The sequence below is a fragment of the Lentzea sp. NPDC051208 genome, assembly GCF_040682435.1.
GTDB lineage: Bacteria > Actinomycetota > Actinomycetes > Mycobacteriales > Pseudonocardiaceae > Lentzea > Lentzea kristufekii.
On sequence record NZ_JBFBAW010000006.1, the window covers coordinates 271345 to 288407 of the forward strand.

The window sequence follows — 17063 nt, forward strand, 5'->3', positions numbered from 1 at the left end:
GGGGGTCAGTCGACGTTCTTGAGCAGGTCAGCGGCCACGGCCTGGGCCTGCTCGGTCGACGGCCCCGGCTGCGGCACGAACGCCGTCCGCCGGTAGTACGCGAGCTCCCGGATCGACTCGACGATGTCGGCGAGCGCCCGGTGCGCGAGACCCTTGCCCGGCTGCGCGTAGTAGATGCGCGGGTACCAGCGCCGGCACAGCTCCTTGATCGACGACACGTCGACCATGCGGTAGTGCAGGTGGGCGTCCAGCGCCGGCATGTCGCGGGCGATGAAGCCGCGGTCGGTGGCGATGGAGTTGCCGGCCAGGGGAGCGGTCCGCGGGTCGGGGACCCATTCCTTGATGTAGGCCAGCACGGCGGCCTCGGCCTCCTCCAGGGACACCGTCGACGCGCGCACCTCCTCGGTCAGGCCCGACTTGGCGTGCATCTGCATGACGACTTCCGGCATCGAGGCGAGCACGTCGTCATCCGCGTGGATCACAATGTCCACGCCGTCGCCGAGCACGTTGAGCTCGGCGTCCGTGACCAGTGCCGCGATCTCGATCAGAGCGTCCTTGCCCAAGTCGAGTCCGGTCATCTCGCAGTCGATCCACACCAGACGATCCATCACGCCCGGAACATTACTGCGCGGAGCGTCAACTTCGAGTGGCGGCGTGCAGCAACCTGGTTACGCTCCTCGTGCATGACGGCTCAAGCTGAGATCGCTGCCGGGTATGAGTCGGAGAGCGCGGCCATCGAGCTCGGCGCCGTGCTGGTCGACGGGACTGTGGAGCCGAGCGCCCGCGTCCGCATCCCGCTGGCCATGGTCAACCGCCACGGACTTGTCGCGGGCGCAACGGGAACCGGCAAGACGAAGACCCTCCAGCTGCTCGCCGAACAGCTGTCGGACAACGGCGTGCCGGTGCTGATGGCGGACGTGAAGGGCGACTTGTCCGGTCTGTCGCAGCAAGGTGCGGACAGCGACAGGACGAAGGCCCGGGCCGCGGACACCGGGGACGACTGGCAGCCGGCGTCGTACCCCGTGCAGTTCCTGTCGATCGGCACGGGCGGTCTCGGCGTTCCCCTCCGCGCCACGATCACGAGCTTCGGGCCGATCCTGCTGTCGAAGGTGCTGGGCCTGAACGACACCCAGGAGTCGACGCTCGGGCTGATCTTCCACTGGGCCGACAGCCGCGGCCTGCCGTTGCTCGACACCAAGGACCTGCGCAGCGTCATCCAGCACCTCACCGGCGACGAGGGCAAGGAGGACCTGAAGGGCATCGGCGGTGTCTCCAGCTCCACCGCGGGCGTGATCTTGCGGGCGCTGGTCAACCTGGAGGCGCAGGGCGGCGACAGGTTCTTCGGCGAACCGGAGCTCGACCCGGCCGACCTGATGCGGCAGCGCGATGGCAAGGGCGTCGTCAGCCTGCTGGAACTGGCCGAGCTGCAGGGCAACCCCGCGCTGTTCTCCACGTTCCTGATGTGGCTGCTGGCGGAGCTGTTCGAGACGCTGCCCGAGGAGGGCGACGTCGAGAAGCCCAAGCTCGTCTTCTTCTTCGACGAGGCGCATCTGCTGTTCTCCAACGCCTCCAAGGCGTTCCTCGACCAGATCACCCAGACCGTGAAGCTCATCCGGTCCAAGGGCATCGGCGTCTTCTTCTGCACGCAGCTGCCGACCGACATCCCGAACGACGTGCTGTCGCAGCTCGGCGCACGCGTTCAGCACGCACTGCGCGCGTTCACGCCCGACGACCAGAAGGCGTTGGCGCGCACGGTGAAGACGTATCCGACGACGCCGCACTACGACCTGGAGAAGGCCCTCACGTCGCTCGGCATCGGCGAGGCGATCATCACCGTGCTGAGCGAGAAGGGCGCACCGACGCCGGTCGCGTGGACCCGCCTGCGGGCGCCGCGCTCGTTGATGGACACCATCGGCAACGACGCGATCAAGCAGGCCTCGCAGGCGTCGGACCTGCACGGCAAGTACTCGGAGACCGTCGACCGCGAGTCGGCCTACGAGCAGCTGATGCGGAAGGTCGCGCCGCCGCAGGAAGAACGAGCCCCGGACGCCCCTCCCCGGCGACAGGAGAAGGAGGAGCCGGGGCTCGTCGAGAAGGTGCTGGGCAACAGCGCCGTGAAGTCGTTCCTGCGGTCAGCGGGCAGCGCCCTGGCGCGCGAGATCACGCGCGGCATCTTCGGGACCTCGCGCAAGCGACGCTGACAGCACGGCCGCGCCGATGCACAGGGCGCCCGCGACGTACCAGGCCAGGTCGTAACTGCCCAGGTGGTCGCGGGTGAGCCCGGCCGCCGAGGCTGCGAGGGCCGCGCCGAGCTGGTGCGACGCGAACACCCAGCCGAACACGACGGGGCCGGACACGCCGAAGTACTGACGGCACAACGCCACGGTCGGCGGCACCGTCGCGACCCAGTCCAGGCCGTAGAAGATGATGAACACCAGCATCGACGGGTGCGCCGACTCGCTGAACAGCTGCGGCAGCAGCATGAGCGAGAGGCCGCGCAACGCGTAGTAGCCCGCCAGCAGCAGCCGTGAGTCGACGCGGTCGGTCAGCCAGCCGGACGCGATCGTGCCCACGATGTCGAACACGCCGACCAGCGCGAGCAACCCGGCGGCGGTCGTCGTCGGCATGCCGTGGTCGTGCGCGGCGGGGATGAAGTGCGTGCCCACCAGGCCGTTCGTGGACGCGCCGCAGATCGCGAAACCACCGGCCAGCAACCAGAACGGCCGGGTCCTGGCCGCCGTGGCCAACGCGCCCAGCGCACGCTTGGCGGCTCCACCGGCCGGCGGCGGGGGAGTGTCCTCGGTCGCGCCGAGAGGCAGCAGGCCCACGTCACGCGGGTACTCCCGCAGGAAGAGCCCCGCCAGCGGTACGACGGCCAGCGCGGCGATGCAGATCACCAGCGAGGCGTACCGCCAGCCGTAGGACTCGGACAGCCAGGCCACCGTCGGCAGGAACACCAGCTGGCCGGCCGCGCCGCCCGCCGTCAGCACGCCGGTGACCAGGCCGCGGTGCTTCACGAACCAGCGTCCGGTGATCGTCGCGACGAACGCCAGCGCCATCGAGCCGGTGCCGAGTCCGACGACGACGCCCCACAGCAGAACCAGCTGCCACGACGCGGTCATGAACACCGTCAGCCCGCTGCCGATCGCGACCAGCGTCAACGCGCTGGTCACCACGATCCGCACGCCGAACCTGTCCATCAGCGCGGCCGCGAACGGCGCGGTCAGCCCGAACAGCAACAGGTTGATCGAGATGGCGAGCGAGATCGTGCCGGTCGTCCAGCCGAACTCCGCCTGCAACGGCTCGATCAACGCACCCGGCGCCGCCCGGAACGACGCGGCGCCCACCAGGGCGATGAAGGACACACCTGCGACAACCCAGGCCCAATGGAGTCTCACGCCGACAAGATTCGGTGATGGCCGATCCTGCGACCAGTGGCCCGATGGCCAACATGTGAAAGAATCAGGCCATGCATCGGATCGCCGTTCTCGCGCTCGAGAAGTCCGTCGCGTTCGACATCGGCAGCGCGACGCACATGTTCGGACGGCTCGAAGACTGCTACGAGGTCGTCGTCTGCTCGCCGGACCGCCGACCGATCCCCACCACCGGCGGCTTCACCATCGCGCCCGACCACGGCCTGGAGGTGCTCAGGGACGCGGACACGGTGCTCGTGCCGGGCACCCACTACCAGCCGGCGCGCGAAGGCCGGCTCGAACCCGCCGTCCTGGAGGCGCTCACGACGACGAAGGCGCCGCGGATCATGTCGATCTGCACCGGCGCGTTCGTGCTCGCCGCCGCCGGGTTGCTCGACGGCAGGCCCGCGACCACGCACTGGAAGACCACCGACGAGTTCCGCGCGCTGTACCCGAAGGTGCGCCTGAACCCGGACGTGCTGTTCGTCGACGACGGCGACGTGCTGACGTCCGCGGGCGTCGCGGCCGGCATCGACCTGTGCCTGCACGTCATCAGGTCCGACCACGGCAGCGAGGTGGCGAACTGGGTCGCCCGCTACTGCGTCGTCCCGGCGTGGCGGCAGGGCGGGCAGTCCCAGTTCGTCGACCGGCCGGTGCCGGACTACCCGGACACCTCGACCGCGCTCGCCCGCGAATGGGCGCTGGAGCGGCTCCAGGAGCCGCTCGACCTGGCCGCGATGGCCGCGCAGGTGCGGATGAGCGTGCGGACGTTCACCCGCCGGTTCCGCGCGGAGACCGGCATGTCACCGGGTCAGTGGCTGACGCAGCAGCGCGTCGACCGGGCCCGGCACCTGCTGGAGTCCACGGACCTGCCGATCGACCAGGTCGCGAACCACGCCGGCTTCGGCACCGGCGCGGCTCTGCGGCAGCAGCTGGCCGCCTCGATCGGGATCTCGCCGAGCGCCTACCGTCAGTCGTTCCGCTCGGCTTGACCGTCCACAGTGGAGTCGATCAGGAACGGGCGCAACAGGTCCGGCACGGCCTCGTCGGCGAGCGCCAGCCCGTGCGACTCGCCGACGTCCGTCACGTGGTAGATGCCCGCGCCCGCCGCCGTGGTCGCGCCGATCGTCATCAAACCGCTGCGGCGCTGGAAGAACGACCGCTGGATGCGCCAGCCGATGATGCCGGTGCGCTGCAACGCGACGGTGCTGCGCACGAGGGAGTTGTTGCGCGTCACCAGATAGCGCTCGTCCAGGGCGTTGCCCAGTGACCGGTAGTTGTCCCAGCCGACCAGCGCGGCGAACGGGAGGATCGCCACCGGGATCGGCCACGCCCACGACGGCGCCCAGATCGCGAGGCCCGCGGCGATCACGACCCACGGCAGCACGTGCCGGAACATGCTGCGGCGCAACGCGGCGAACGGGTGCTTGCGGAGCCGGAGCGTCGTCGGGTCGTTGCCGACCTTCAGCACGTCCCGCGACACCTGGTGCGCCACCGACAGCGGCGCGGGCGGCAGCAGCAGGTTGCTCTCGCCCTTCGAGCCCAGGCCCGTGGTCACCGCGGCGAGCTTCGCGCCCTTGCCGGCGCGCACCAGCAGCGGTTCCTGGATGTCGACGCCGCGCAGGCGCTGTTCCTCGACCGACACCGAGCGGGTGGTGAGCAGACCCCGTTGCACGCGCAGGGTTCCGTCCGGCTCGCGGGTCAGCCGGTAGTTCCAGAACTGCAGGATGTAGAGCGGGATCGACAGCAGCAGCCCGACCACGGCCAGCAGGACCAGGAACCCGGCGAAGAGCGCGAGGCTCGGGTTCTCGAACAGCCACTCCCACAGGTCCCGCACCGGGTGCAGGCCGAGGTCGTCGGCGTAGTTGGACAGCACGCCGAACAGGGCGCCGATCGCGACGAGACCCGACAGCGACAGCGGTGCGAACTTCAGCCACTTCAGGTCGAGCTGCGAGATGACCTCGGACTCGGGCAGCGGAACCGGTTCCGCGTGCTCGCCCTCCGCCGCCTGAGCCGTCCGGGGCGCGACGCCCTTCCGCAGCAACAACAACCGCAGCCGTTCGGCCTCCTCCTGCGTCACCGCGTCGAGCGTCAGGCCGTCCGTGCCGGGGACGTCCTGCTGCCCCGTGCCGATCCGCACCGCCGAGAGCCCGAAGATCCGGTGGCCCGGCTTGGAGGTGAGGTCGACCGTCCTGATGCGATCACGCGGCACCGCGAGCTGCTTGCGGGTCAGCAGGCCCGTGTGCAGCTCGACCTGGTCGTCGGTGATGCGGTACCTCGTGGTGCGCCAGATGAGGTAGCTGAAGGCGAGGATCGCCGCGACCGTCGCGCCGCTGGCGATGAGCCGCCACTTCTCGCCGTTGCCGGTGAACAGCAGCACCAGGATCGGCACCAGCATCGCGACGCCCTCGTTGAGCGGCCGCACGACCAGCATCCGCACGTGCAGGCGGTGCCACTCCTGCAGCGGCTCGACGAACTCCGGTGCGGCGGGAAGCCCGGCCGGCACCTCCGAAGGCGTGCTCACGTGGCATCACCGGGCGTGGCCTGCGTGGTGTTGGTCAGTTCCACCACGAGCCTCTGCGCGACCTCGTGCTCCAGGCCCTCGATCTCCACCGGTCCGGCGGCCGACGCCGTCGTCACCGTGACGGTGGACAGGCCGAGCATCTGCTGGAACGGCCCGCGTTTCGTGTCGATCGTCTGGATCCGCGACACCGGCGCGACTCGCCACTCCTGGTTCAGCCAGCCGGAGAGGGTGTAGACGGCGTCCGGCGTGGTCTCCCAGCGGTGGACGCGGTAACGCCAGCTCGGCTCGACCGCGGTGTGCACGATCCCGACGACCAGCGTGGCGATCATGAGCACGAACTCCCACGTCGGCGGCTCGTCCACCAGCAGGTACACGACGAGCTGGGGCACGAAGAGCACGAGCCAGAAGAGGGCGGCCTGCATCGTCCACAGCAGGACGGACTTCGGGCTCACCTGGTGACGAGGCGTGCGCAGTTGCAGAGTCACCTCACCAGGGTGCCTCACCTGCACCAGGTGGTGTGGCCAGGTGTGTCAATTGGTGTGTCGGCGACCGAGGTGGTCTTGCTTGCGAGGGAGGCAAGACCACCTCGGGCAGGGCGGGTCGGTCAGGGCTGCGAGCAGTACGGCGGGGTGAACTTGTCGCTGTCGTCAGCCGAGGCCGCGCCCGACATCGCCAGCAGCGCCCCCAAACTGAGGATCACGGCCGCGATGCTTCGAGCGATAGTGTTCAACTTCATTGAGGGGCTCCTTCGTTAGGTGGCGGCCGTGGATGAGGGCAGGAAGTCGTTGACGAGGTTCGGTGCTCGGTTGCGGACGGTCCGGCTGCAACGCGGTTTGTCGCAAAAGGACCTCGCGTGCCCCGGTGTCTCCATGAGCTACGTGTCCCGGCTCGAGTCCGGTGAACGCGTTCCGTCGCCCACCGTCGTCCGCAGGCTCGCCGAGGTGCTCGGCGTCGAGGAGTCCGAGCTGGTGGTCGACGAGGACCGCACCGCCATGCAGGACGAGGCGCTGGCGTGGTGCGAGGCACTGCTCGCGTACCACGACGGCGACCTGGTGCTGGCCGTCGATCTGCTGGAAACGCTGGGAAAGCGGTCGGACGAGGAGATGTTCGGCTGGTGCGTGCGCTGGACGCGCCTGGTGATGCTCGCGCGGCAGCGAGACCACGAGGGTCTGCTGCTGGCGGCGGCGAAGTTGCGCAAGTCGTGGTCTCCCGGTCCGGCGGTGGACGCGCTCGTGGAGATCCTGCGCGCATCCTCGTTGCGGCGCCTCGCCCGGACGGCCGAATCCGTGCGGGCCGCGACCGAGGCCGTCGAGCTGGCGAGCGGTGACGGCGACCGGGTGCGCCGCGTCCACACCCGCGCGCTCATCGCGTTGTGCGCGGAGCTCACCGCGGCGGGACGACTGGCCGACGCCGAGCAGGTCGTGGACCAGCTTTCCGTGCGGTTGCCCGAACTCGGCCGCGACCGGCTCGCGATCTCCACGTGGTGGGTGCGCGCCAAGGTCGCGGATCGCCTGGGGGACCGGATGGAGGCCGCGCACTGCATCCGCGAGGCCGTCGCGCTGCTGGACGACTTCGACGGCGATCCCGAGTACCGCTGCCGGGTCCGGCTGGCCGGGGCGTCCATCGCGTTGCGCACGCCGGGAGCGAACCTCGACGAGGTGGTCGCGTTGCTGGACGAGGTGGAGACAACGGTCGCCGCGATGCGCCGGCAGGACGGCCTGCTCGCGCACGCCCGTGCGTTGCGGGCGGAACTGGCGTTGCGCGACGGAGAGGTCGACAGGGCGCGCGAACTGGCCGAGGTCGCGCTCGGCACCGGAGAGCTCGACGCCGAACAGCGGTTGCGGTGTCACCTGCTGCTCGTGCGGGCGGCGGACGAGGTCGACGCGGACGGCGGCGACGCGCGCACCGCTCTGGCCGCCATGCTGGAGCACATCAACCCCGAGGTCGTCGACCCGCTGCTGTGGCGCGACGTGGCACGCGTCGCGCTCCGAAAGCACTGACGGGAGCGCTCGGCGGCGTTGCCTGCCCATGACCGCCCCTCGCTCATTAACCGGACACGTTGTTAACGGAGCATGACACAGACCAGTTACCCATCACATCACCCAATTGAACCGCGCCGCTGTGGGTAAAACACCCGGGAACCGGCAGTTCCCGGTCAGGGACAAGCGGCCGAACGGGCGATGGTCAACAAGTGCTCTCAAACCAGTTGTCAATAGGTTGACAATGCATTACTGGCCGGTGGTCAAGTTCATCCACCACACGATGGCGCCGGCACGGCCGTTGACGTCAAGGGTCGTGTAGATGCGCTGGAGGTGGTTCTGCACGGTCTTGGGGGACAGGCCGAGCGACTCCGCGACCATGGCCGTGCTCGCCCCGGCGGCCACGAGCCGCAGCACCTCGATGCCGCGTTTGGTGAGCCCCGCCCGCAGCGCGCGGGCGATCCGGGTGTTCGTGTGCTCCGCGGTACCGGTTTCGTGCAGCTCGCCGACGTTCGGAACGCGGACCACCGCGTCCTCCCGCTTGGGCTCGAAACGCCTGTGCGCCAACTGTTCCACGAGCCGTGACGACAGGTCGTGCTCGCGCATCCGCAGCAGATCGCGGCCCTCCTGCAGTTCCCACAGCCGGTACTGCTCCAGTTGCATCCGCGCGTGGCGCAACGCCCGTTCGAGATCGCCGGACCGTTCGTGCGCCTCGCTCAGCTGCTGGTGCGCGTGCACCGCCACCTCCCGTGCCAGGCAGCTCATCGCGAGCTCGGCGGCCTGGGAGAGCTGGGCGATCTGCTCGGGGTAGCGCGCCCGCGCACCGCTGAGCCGCGCCCGTGCCATCAGCGCCTCCGCCCGTGCCACCGGGCGGTTCCTTCCGGCAAGCAACTGGTCAGCGCGCTGCCAGCTGCGGTGTGCGCGGTCAAGTTCACCCAGATCGATGCGCACGTGTGTCAGCAGCACGGTGACCATCGCCATCCGCACCGGGTCGCCGAGCGTCTTCCAGCGGTCGCGCACCTGAGCGCACAACGCCTCGGCGCGGCGGAGCTTGCGCACGCACGGCTCCCCGTCGAGGCTGCAGCGGTTCTCCGCGGTGCGGATCATGCAGTGCTCGTGGTACTGCATCCGCATCACCCGTGCCTGTTCGAACAGCACCGAGCCGATCAGCTCGTTGTCGCCGGTGAGCTCCGCGAGACCCAGCGCGCGGGCGAAGGAGTTGAAGCTCCGCTCCCGCGAGTCGAGCCGCAACTCCACCACGGCACGCGAGAAGCTGCACCGCGCCTGGAGTCCGATGTGGCGGTTGGCGGCCGCGATCGCCTGCACCTTGTCGATCGTGTCGAGCGCGCTCGGCCACAGCCCTCGCTTGCCCAGCGCCACCGACTGCGCCAGGACACCTTCGGCCACGCCCTCCGCGTCGTCCAGCCACGAGTACGCGGCCACGGCCTTCTCCGCGTACTCCAGGGCCTCGCCTGGCCTGCCCTCGTCCAGCGCTATCCGCGCCTCGCGCAGGTTGTGCACGGCGTTGGATCGCGGATCCGCGGTCCGGCCGGGAACCGTCATGGTGAAGCCCCCTAGTTCGGAGGCTGACTCTAGTGCTGTTCGCGCAATTGACGTTTCAACACTTTTCCGGCTGCGTTGCGCGGCAACTCGTCGACGAAGAAAACATCCCGGGGAACGGAGTACCGCGCCAGATTCGCCTTCACGTGTTCACGTACGTGTTCGGCCGTCAGGGTTTTTGCGCCGACAACGAAAGCGGCGAGACGTTGACCCCATTCTTCGTCCGGCACGCCGAGCACCGCCACCTCCGTGACGCCGTCCAGCGTCGAGAGGAGGGCCTCGACGTCGTGCGGGTACACGTTCTCGCCGCCGGAGACGATCATCTCGTCGTCGCGGCCGGCCACGAACAGCAGGCCGTCCTTGAGGTAGCCGAGATCGCCGGTCGACATCAGGCCGTTCAACGACTCCTTGCTGGTGCCGTTGGTGTAGCCGTCGAACAACATCTCGTTGCCGACGAAGATCCGTCCGGTCTCGCCCGGCGCCACGGGTTCGCCCTTATCGTCCACAATGGCCAGTCTGGTGCCGAGCGGCGGTTTTCCGGCCGTGCCCGGCTCGCGCAGCATCTCCTCGGGCGTGGCGATGCTCGCCCAGCTCACTTCCGTTGAGCCGTAGAGGTTGTAGAGCACCGGCCCGAACTCCTCCAGCGTGCGGGCGGCGACCTTTGGCGGCAGGGCGGAGCCGCTGGACGCGATGATCCGCAGCTTCGGCCGGTGCTCCGCCTCCAGCATGCGTTGCAGCATCACGGGAACCACGAACATGGCGGTGCACCTGTCGGCGTCCTTCAACGCCTGCGCCGGGTCGAACCTGCGGCGCAGCACCAGGGTGGCGCCGAGCACGAGCCCGAGCTGGAAGGCGGCGAGCCCCCACGCGTGGAAGAGCGGGGAGGTGATGGAGATGACGTCGCCGTGCCGGAGCGGGATCCGGGACAGCAGCGCGGCGGCGGGCGCGAGGCTCGCGGGTTCCGGCCTGCGGGCGCCCTTCGGCGTGCCGGTGGTGCCGGAGGTGAGGATGATCAGCCGGCCGCGCGGAGGCCTGCGGGGGAGTGGTTTCGTGGACCCGTTGGCGATCAGCGACTCGAGCTCGTCGGTGAAGAACGTCGGCAGGCCGGGCAGGACCTCGGCGAACTCGCGGTCGGCGACGATCCTGTCGATCTTCTGGTCCTGGGCGACCTGGGCGAGTTGTCCTCCGCTCAGGCCGGTGTTGAGCAGCACGGCGTCCGCGCCGATCTTCGTGCACGCGGTCATCGTCTCGACGAAGGCGCGGCTGTTGCGGCACAACAGGCCGATGCGTTCGCCGGGGCGGAAGGCGTGCGCGAGCCTGCTCGTGCGCTCGTTCACTTCCGCGTACGTGAGCACACCGTCGTCGTCGATGATCGCCGCGCGGTCCGGGTGGCGTCCCGCGCCGGTCTGGTAACCCCACGCGAGCGTGATGTTCCAGTGCAGATACCCGCGCACGGTGCCGGCGAGCCCCCGCGGGCCCAACGGCCGGATCACTCCGGCTTTGACCAAGGTCAGCAGCACGCGGGTCACCATGCGACCCACTTTGCCATCTACCTACTAGCGAGTAGGTAAGAGTGTGACGGCAGTCACATATCGGTGTTGGACGCACTCACCACGGCGTCGCGCAACGCCGCTCGCAGACGGCCGACCTCCAGCGGTGTCAGCACGGCGGCCTCTCCCGGCGGCACGGTGATCACTACGTGCCCCTGGCTGACGAACACCGTCATGTCCCGTCGGCGCGAAGCGATGTCGCGGCAGCTCACCTGCCACTCCTCTTGGGCTCCCACGGGTTTCTTCCTCCAGCTCACTCGGCGCGCCGGCCCGGTGTTCGGCGCTCGCGTCAGAGAGACGCGCGTCACCGGTCGTCATGACGACGGTTCGGCGTTCTCTGTCCGGCGACCGTGCCGAGCTGCGGATAGCGTCGCACGTGGGACGACATCAGGTCACCTGGAGGGGTGAATATGGCGGAACCGCAACGCATTGTGATCGTGGGTACGGGCCTGGCCGGTGCCTCGGCGGCGGGAGCGCTCCGGGACCGCGGCTACGGCGGCAGGATCACCATGTTCGGCACCGAACTCCACCGCCCGTACGAACTTCCCGCGCTGTCCAAGGACGTGCTGCTCGGCAAGGCCGCGGAACCCGCGTGGGTGCACGAGCCGGGCTTCTACTCCGACAACGAGATCGACCTCCAGCTCGGAGTGTCCGTCCTGGAGCTGCGGACCGGCGATCACACGATCGTGGACTCGGAAGGAGCAGTGCGGCCCTACGACCGGCTCCTGCTCGCGACCGGCTCGCGGCCACGCGTACTGCCTGGCGCGCAAGGACATGTGCTGCGCACGCTGGACGACTCGCTGGCGCTCAGGTCGGCGTTGCGCGAGGGCCGGCACGTCGTGATCATCGGCGCGGGCTGGATCGGCTGCGAGGTGGCGTCCGCCGCCCGTGCGCACGGCTGCCGCGTCACGGTGGTCGACCCGCTGGCCGAACCGCTGGTGCGCGTGCTGGGTGCCGAGATGGGCGCGGTGTTCCGGGGCCTGCACCAGGAGCACGGCGTGCAGTTCGAGCTGGGCACCGGGGTCGCGAGCTTCTCCCCGTCCGGTGTGCGCCTGGGCGACGGCACCGAACTGATCCCGGACGTCACGGTGCTGGCCGTGGGAGCGGCACCACGACTCGAACTGGCCGAAGCGGCCGGCCTGGAACTGACCGACGGTGGCATCGCGGTCGACGCCACGTTGCGCACGTCCGCCCCCGACGTGTTCGCGGCGGGCGACGTGGCGGCGCAGCACCACCCGCGCTACGGCCACCGCGTCCGCGTCGAGCACTGGGCGAACGCGAAGGACCAGGGCACGCACGTGGCGGGGTCGCTGATCGGGCTGGACGAGCCGTACGTGAAGTCGCCGTACTTCTTCACCGACCAGTACGACCTGGGCATGGAGTACCGCGGTCTCGCGGCCCCGGACGACGAGCTGGTCGTGCGCGGCGATGTCGCGTCGCGGGAGTTCATCGCGTTCTGGCTGCGTGACGGACGGCTGCGGGCGGCGATGAACGTGAATGTCTGGGACCACGGCACGGCGTTGAAGGCGCTGGTGGACGCGCAGGCGACGGTGACGCCGGAGCAGTTGCGCGAGGCGGACCTGGGGGCGCTCGTCTAGATGCAGGAGCCGTGCACAGGGCCCTCGCCGCGCGAGAGGTCCTGCAGGGCCTTGCGGATGATCGCCATCTCCTCGGGGGAGAAGCGGGAGTGGAGGGCGCGTTCGACCTCGGCGAGCGCGTCGCCCGCCTCCTTCTGCAGCTCACGGCCCTTGTCGGTGATCACCGGTGTGCGCACGCGCCGGTCGTTCGGATCGGGGACGCGCACGATCAGCCCGGCCCGCTCCAGCTTGTCGAGCTCGCTCGTCAGCGTGGTCTTGTCGAGGCCGAGCATCGCGCCGAGCTTGAGCTGGGTGCGCTGGATCTCCTCGTTGGCGAGCGTCTGCAGTACGAGCTGACCGCGCAGCGAGATGCCGAACTTCGCGATCTCGTCGCCGTACGCGGCGCCGACGCGCTGGGTGGCGCGGTGCAGCAGCCAGTTGAAGTCCCACTTCTGCAAGCAGGCTTCGATGACTTCCGACTGCTCCTCCATGTGTCCCATCCTACATCCCGGAGAAGATGTTCTCGGCTCAGAACATCTTGACTCGGAAGTTCTTTGCTCGTATGTTCCGAGTATGACCAATCTGCTTCACATCGACACGAGCATTCGGTACGAGGGGTCCGTCACCCGCGAGATCTCGGGCGCGTTCGCCGAGAACTGGCGTGCCGCGAACCCCGGCGGCAGCTACGTCTACCGCGACTTGCACGCGTCACCGATCCCGCACAAGGACGGCACCGACCAGGGCATCGCCGCCGACCTGATGGCCGAGGTCGACGCCGCCGACGTGATCCTCATCGGCGCGCCGATGTACAACTTCTCGATCCCGTCGACCCTGAAGGCCTGGATCGACCAGGTCGCGACCTCCGCGAACTTCGCCCGTGAGGACGGCACGTTCGCGTGGGGCGGCAAGCGCGTCGTCGTCGTGACGGCACGCGGCGGTTCGTACAAGCCGGGCACTCCGCGCGAGGGCTTCGACTTCCAGGAGCCGTACCTGCGCGCCGTGCTGTCGATGGTCGGCCTCGACCAGAACCTGGAGTTCGTCCACGCCGAACTGACGCTGGCGGACGTGGTGCCGCAGATGCACCAGTTCCGCGAGCTGGCGGTCGAGTCGCTGGCCGACGCGCACCGCGTGGTCAAGGAACTCGCCAGCGCCTAACGTCGGTCGCATGATCGACAAGGTGGCTTGGATCTACCTGGAAGACGGCCGCGTGCTCGGCACCCGGTCGGCAGGCAAGGACACGTACTACCTGCCCGGCGGCAAGCGCGAGCCGGGGGAGTCCGACGTCGAGACGCTCGTGCGCGAGATCCGCGAGGAGCTGTCCGTCGAGATCGACGCCGCGTCGGCGAAGCACGTGGGGACGTTCGAAGCGCAGGCGCACGGCCACACGTCGGGGGTGACCGTGCGCATGACCTGCTACACCGCGTCGTTCGACGGGGAACCGGTGGCATCGGCCGAGATCGAGGAACTCGCCTGGCTGACCACCGCCGACGCGGACCGGATCTCCCCGGTCGACCGGATCATCTTCGCCCACCTGAACGAGGCAGGGCTTCTTCGCTGACCCTCGAAAACAGAAAAAGGAGAGCGCTGCTCTCCTCCCACTCCAACATATAGCGCACCCGGGGCCTTGCCACAAGACCCTGGGTGTGCTTCACCATTTCCCGGCCAACGTCATTCACCTGGGGAAATGGGGATCACTCCATGATCGACGTCATCATCGCCGGCGGCGGACCGACCGGCATGATGCTGGCCGGCGAACTGCGGCTGCACGGCGTGGGCGTGGTGGTGCTGGAGCGGGATCCGGAGCCGACGAAGGTCGTCCGGGCACTCGGCCTGCACGCGCGCAGCATCGAGGTCCTGGACCAGCGGGGCATCGCCGAGCGGTTCCTGGAGGCGGGCACGACCCACCCGCTCGCCGGGTTCTTCGCGGGCATCGACAAGCCCGCGCCGGAACGGCTCGACACGAAGTACCCGGTCGTCCTCGGCCTGCCGCAGCCGCACATCGAACGCCTGCTCACCGAACACGCCGTCGACGCCGGCGCCGAGATCCGGCGCGGCAGCACGGTGACCGCGTTCGACCAGGACGACGACGGCGTGACCGTCGAACTCGCCGACGGCACGTCGTTGCGGGCGCGGTACCTGGTCGGGTGCGACGGCGGGCGCAGCACCATCCGCAAGCTGGCCGGCATCGACTTCCCCGGTGAGCCGTCGCGGGTGGAGACGCTGCTCGGCGAGATGGAGATCGGCATCCCGTGGGAGGAGGCGATGCCGCTGATGCTGGAGGTCCGCAAGACGCAGAAGCGCTTCGGCATCGGCCCGATCGGCGGCACCGCGACGTACCGCGTCATCGTGCCCGCGGAGGGCGTGAACGAGGACCGGACGGTCATGCCGGCCCTGGACGACTTCAAGGAGCAGCTCGTCAGGATCGCCGGGACCGACTTCGGCGTGCACACGCCGCGGTGGATGTCCCGCTTCGGCGACGCCACCCGGCAGGCCGAGCGCTACCGGTCCGGCCGCGTGTTCCTCGCGGGCGACGCGGCGCACGTCCACCCGCCGACCGGTGGCCAGGGGCTCAACCTCGGCGTGCAGGACGCGTTCAACCTGGGCTGGAAGCTCGCCGCGGCCGTGCACGGGTGGGCGCCGGAGGGGTTGCTGGACACCTACGAGGCCGAACGGCACCCAGTGGCCGAGGAGGTGCTCAACAACACCCGTGCGCAGATCGAGCTGATGAAGGTCGAGCCCGGCCCGCAGTCCGTGCGGCGGCTGTTCACCGAGCTCGTGCAGTTCGAGGAGGTCAACCGCTACCTGATCGAGAAGATCATCGCGGTCTCGGTCCGCTACGACCTGGGCTCGGAGAACGACCTGGTGGGGCGGCGGATCGGCGACCTCGCGCTCAAGCGCGGCGGGCTCTACGCGCAGATGCACGCCGGTCGCGGGATCCTGCTCGACCAGGCAGGGACGTTGTCGGCCGCGGGCTGGGCGGATCGGGTCGACCACGTCGTCGACGTCACCGAGGACCTCGACGCGCCCGCGGTGCTGCTGCGGCCGGACGGGCACGTGGCGTGGGCCGGCGAGGACCAGGCAGGCCTGGAGGGGGCGCTGACCCGCTGGTTCGGGACGGCTCGCTGAGGTCACCCGTTCGAGGGCCGGGGGCGCTTGTCACACTGTGCGGCGTGTCCGAGCCGATGACAGCGGTGCTCTTACGAGCCGCCGACCTCACCGCCTCGGGGAAGCCGCGGCAGGCGATCGACCTGCTGCGGCCCCTCGTGGCGGCGAACCCTCGGCACGCGGAGGCGTGGTGCCGGCTCGCCGCCGCCCACCTCGACCTCGGTGAGGCGGACAACGCCCTCGACTCGGCCAAGCGCGCGATGGTCCTCGACGGCGAGCCCGCCTGGCCTCAAAGACTCGCGGCACTGGCCCTGAGCGACCTCGGCCGGCACCAGGAGGCGGCGGTCGCGGCGCGGGAGTCCGTGCGGCGCAAGCCCGGCGACTGGCGCTGCTACGTCGTGCTCGCCGAGGTCCTCGCCGACAACCCGGACGGCGCCGTCGAGGCGTTCGACTCGGCCCTGCACGCCTCCCAGCTCGCGCCGACCGAGGCGCGGGCGTTCCAGGTGCTCGGCGACGCGGCCCTGCGGATGCGCGACTGGGGCACCGCCGAGCACGCGTACCGCTCGGCGATCAAGCTCGATCCGTCCGACGCGGACTCCAAGGCGAACCTCGCGACCGTGCAACGGCGCCGTTCGGCCAAGCCCACGCCGCTGCAGTTGAACAAGGTGCAGGTGTGGCGTGCGCTGCGCACGCTCTCGTTGCTGCTGATCGGTGGCGGATTACTCGGGCTGATCGCCGGCATGCCCCGGCCGACGCCCTACCTGGGCTTCTTCACCGGTGCGTTGATCCTGTGCTGCCTGGTCGTGGCGTTGCGGCTGCGTCCGTACAAGCTGCTCTTCGGTCTGCGCAAGCTCGCGGTGACCGTGTCCCTGCTCGCCGTTTCGGCCCTGGTCCTGCTCGGCTGGACCGTCGCGTTGTTCTTCGGGGCTACGACGATGCAGCCACTTGTGCTTTCCTGGTTGTGCGCTGTCGTGGGGGGAGCGCTCGTCTACGTCGGTGGAGGCAGGAAGCGGTGATGCGTCGCAACGCGGTCGCGCTCGCGTTCCTGCTGTTCCTCGGACAGCTGTTCATCGTCGCCGCGCCCGCCGAGCCCGTCGTCGCCGGATCCGTCATCCGGCACGGCCACGACTTCGCGAACCTGCCCGTCACCGCTCCCCAGCCGCACAACCCCCACGCCGCCCAGGTGCCGCAGGCACAGGTGCCTTCCGACGTGCCGCCGGTCGCGAAACCCGCGCTGCCGGTCCGGTTCGTCATCTCCTTCGCCCGGCGCGTGCACCGCACGCCCGACGGCCTGCGCTGGACGCCCCAGCCCGCTCGTTCACCGCCTTCCGGTCGCTGAATCCCTTTTCCAGCAA

General features: G+C 69.6%; 18 protein-coding genes. 9 read left to right on the forward strand and 9 right to left on the reverse strand.

What is annotated here, in order from left to right; translation table 11 throughout:
- Window positions 1-5: 5 nt before the first annotated feature.
- Window positions 6-611, reverse strand: a complete 606-nt coding sequence (gene orn, locus AB0M48_RS16845) for an oligoribonuclease (RefSeq protein WP_363842150.1) — start codon at window positions 609-611, stop codon at window positions 6-8.
- 72 nt (window positions 612-683) lie between these two features.
- On the opposite strand from orn, the gene AB0M48_RS16850 reads away from it, so the two are divergent.
- The gene (locus AB0M48_RS16850) at window positions 684-2201 is read left to right on the forward strand and encodes a helicase HerA-like domain-containing protein (protein ID WP_363842153.1); all 1518 of its coding nucleotides are present in this window, start codon (window positions 684-686) and stop codon (window positions 2199-2201) included.
- On the opposite strand, the gene AB0M48_RS16855 is transcribed toward AB0M48_RS16850, so the two are convergent.
- Window positions 2133-3398 carry an MFS transporter gene (locus tag AB0M48_RS16855; RefSeq protein WP_363842156.1) on the reverse strand — a complete coding sequence of 422 codons (1266 nt, stop codon included), beginning with the start codon at window positions 3396-3398 and terminating at the stop codon, window positions 2133-2135. The two genes, AB0M48_RS16850 and AB0M48_RS16855, sit on opposite strands and share 69 nt — an antisense overlap.
- Window positions 3399-3469: 71 nt before the next feature.
- On the opposite strand from AB0M48_RS16855, the gene AB0M48_RS16860 reads away from it, so the two are divergent.
- On the forward strand, window positions 3470-4405 hold the full coding sequence (locus AB0M48_RS16860; protein WP_363842160.1) for a helix-turn-helix domain-containing protein: 936 nt from the start codon (window positions 3470-3472) through the stop codon (window positions 4403-4405).
- On the opposite strand, the gene AB0M48_RS16865 is transcribed toward AB0M48_RS16860, so the two are convergent.
- The 3 genes from AB0M48_RS16865 to AB0M48_RS16875 all read right to left on the reverse strand — a co-directional run bounded on the left by AB0M48_RS16865 (window position 4384) and on the right by AB0M48_RS16875 (window position 6673).
- A complete protein-coding gene (locus AB0M48_RS16865) occupies window positions 4384-5937 on the reverse strand; it encodes a PH domain-containing protein (RefSeq protein ID WP_363842163.1) in 1554 nt (517 codons plus the stop codon). The genes AB0M48_RS16860 and AB0M48_RS16865 overlap by 22 nt on opposite strands.
- A complete protein-coding gene (locus tag AB0M48_RS16870) occupies window positions 5934-6422 on the reverse strand; it encodes a PH domain-containing protein (protein WP_363842166.1) in 489 nt (162 codons plus the stop codon). The genes AB0M48_RS16865 and AB0M48_RS16870 overlap by 4 nt, the downstream gene beginning before the upstream one ends.
- 119 nt (window positions 6423-6541) lie before the next feature.
- A complete protein-coding gene (locus AB0M48_RS16875; protein WP_319986651.1) occupies window positions 6542-6673 on the reverse strand; it encodes a hypothetical protein in 132 nt (43 codons plus the stop codon).
- A gap of 28 nt (window positions 6674-6701) precedes the next feature.
- Between AB0M48_RS16875 and AB0M48_RS16880 the strand changes: the two genes are divergently transcribed.
- Entirely contained in the window at window positions 6702-7937 is a 1236-nt protein-coding gene (locus AB0M48_RS16880) for a helix-turn-helix transcriptional regulator (RefSeq protein WP_363842170.1), read from the forward strand.
- A 228-nt stretch (window positions 7938-8165) separates the two neighbouring features.
- Here the strand turns inward: AB0M48_RS16880 and AB0M48_RS16885 are convergent, their stop codons facing one another.
- The 3 genes from AB0M48_RS16885 to AB0M48_RS16895 are packed head-to-tail and all read right to left on the reverse strand — an operon-like array spanning window position 8166 to window position 11262.
- Window positions 8166-9479, reverse strand: a complete 1314-nt coding sequence (locus tag AB0M48_RS16885; protein WP_363842173.1) for a LuxR C-terminal-related transcriptional regulator — start codon at window positions 9477-9479, stop codon at window positions 8166-8168.
- Window positions 9480-9508: 29 nt separating this feature from the next.
- Window positions 9509-11008 carry an AMP-binding protein gene (locus AB0M48_RS16890; RefSeq protein ID WP_363842176.1) on the reverse strand — a complete coding sequence of 500 codons (1500 nt, stop codon included), beginning with the start codon at window positions 11006-11008 and terminating at the stop codon, window positions 9509-9511.
- A gap of 53 nt (window positions 11009-11061) precedes the next feature.
- Window positions 11062-11262 carry a hypothetical protein gene (locus AB0M48_RS16895; protein ID WP_363842179.1) on the reverse strand — a complete coding sequence of 67 codons (201 nt, stop codon included), beginning with the start codon at window positions 11260-11262 and terminating at the stop codon, window positions 11062-11064.
- A gap of 174 nt (window positions 11263-11436) precedes the next feature.
- Between AB0M48_RS16895 and AB0M48_RS16900 the strand changes: the two genes are divergently transcribed.
- Complete coding sequence (locus tag AB0M48_RS16900) at window positions 11437-12624, forward strand: FAD-dependent oxidoreductase (protein ID WP_363842182.1); 1188 nt, start codon at window positions 11437-11439, stop codon at window positions 12622-12624.
- Here the strand turns inward: AB0M48_RS16900 and AB0M48_RS16905 are convergent.
- Window positions 12621-13094 carry a MarR family transcriptional regulator gene (locus AB0M48_RS16905; RefSeq protein ID WP_363842185.1) on the reverse strand — a complete coding sequence of 158 codons (474 nt, stop codon included), beginning with the start codon at window positions 13092-13094 and terminating at the stop codon, window positions 12621-12623. The two genes, AB0M48_RS16900 and AB0M48_RS16905, sit on opposite strands and share 4 nt — an antisense overlap.
- 82 nt (window positions 13095-13176) lie before the next feature.
- Between AB0M48_RS16905 and AB0M48_RS16910 the strand changes: the two genes are divergently transcribed.
- From AB0M48_RS16910 to AB0M48_RS16930, 5 genes are all read left to right on the forward strand, one after another.
- Entirely contained in the window at window positions 13177-13758 is a 582-nt protein-coding gene (locus tag AB0M48_RS16910) for an NAD(P)H-dependent oxidoreductase (protein ID WP_363842188.1), read from the forward strand.
- 10 nt (window positions 13759-13768) lie between these two features.
- Window positions 13769-14161, forward strand: coding sequence for an NUDIX domain-containing protein (locus tag AB0M48_RS16915; RefSeq protein ID WP_363842191.1), 393 nt, complete (start codon window positions 13769-13771; stop codon window positions 14159-14161).
- Between the two features lie 140 nt (window positions 14162-14301).
- Window positions 14302-15729, forward strand: coding sequence for a rifampin monooxygenase (rox, locus tag AB0M48_RS16920; protein ID WP_363842194.1), 1428 nt, complete (start codon window positions 14302-14304; stop codon window positions 15727-15729).
- A gap of 44 nt (window positions 15730-15773) precedes the next feature.
- On the forward strand, window positions 15774-16724 hold the full coding sequence (locus AB0M48_RS16925) for a tetratricopeptide repeat protein (RefSeq protein ID WP_363842197.1): 951 nt from the start codon (window positions 15774-15776) through the stop codon (window positions 16722-16724).
- Window positions 16724-17047, forward strand: coding sequence for a hypothetical protein (locus tag AB0M48_RS16930; protein WP_363842200.1), 324 nt, complete (start codon window positions 16724-16726; stop codon window positions 17045-17047). The genes AB0M48_RS16925 and AB0M48_RS16930 overlap by 1 nt, the downstream gene beginning before the upstream one ends.
- Window positions 17048-17063: the final 16 nt, after the last annotated feature.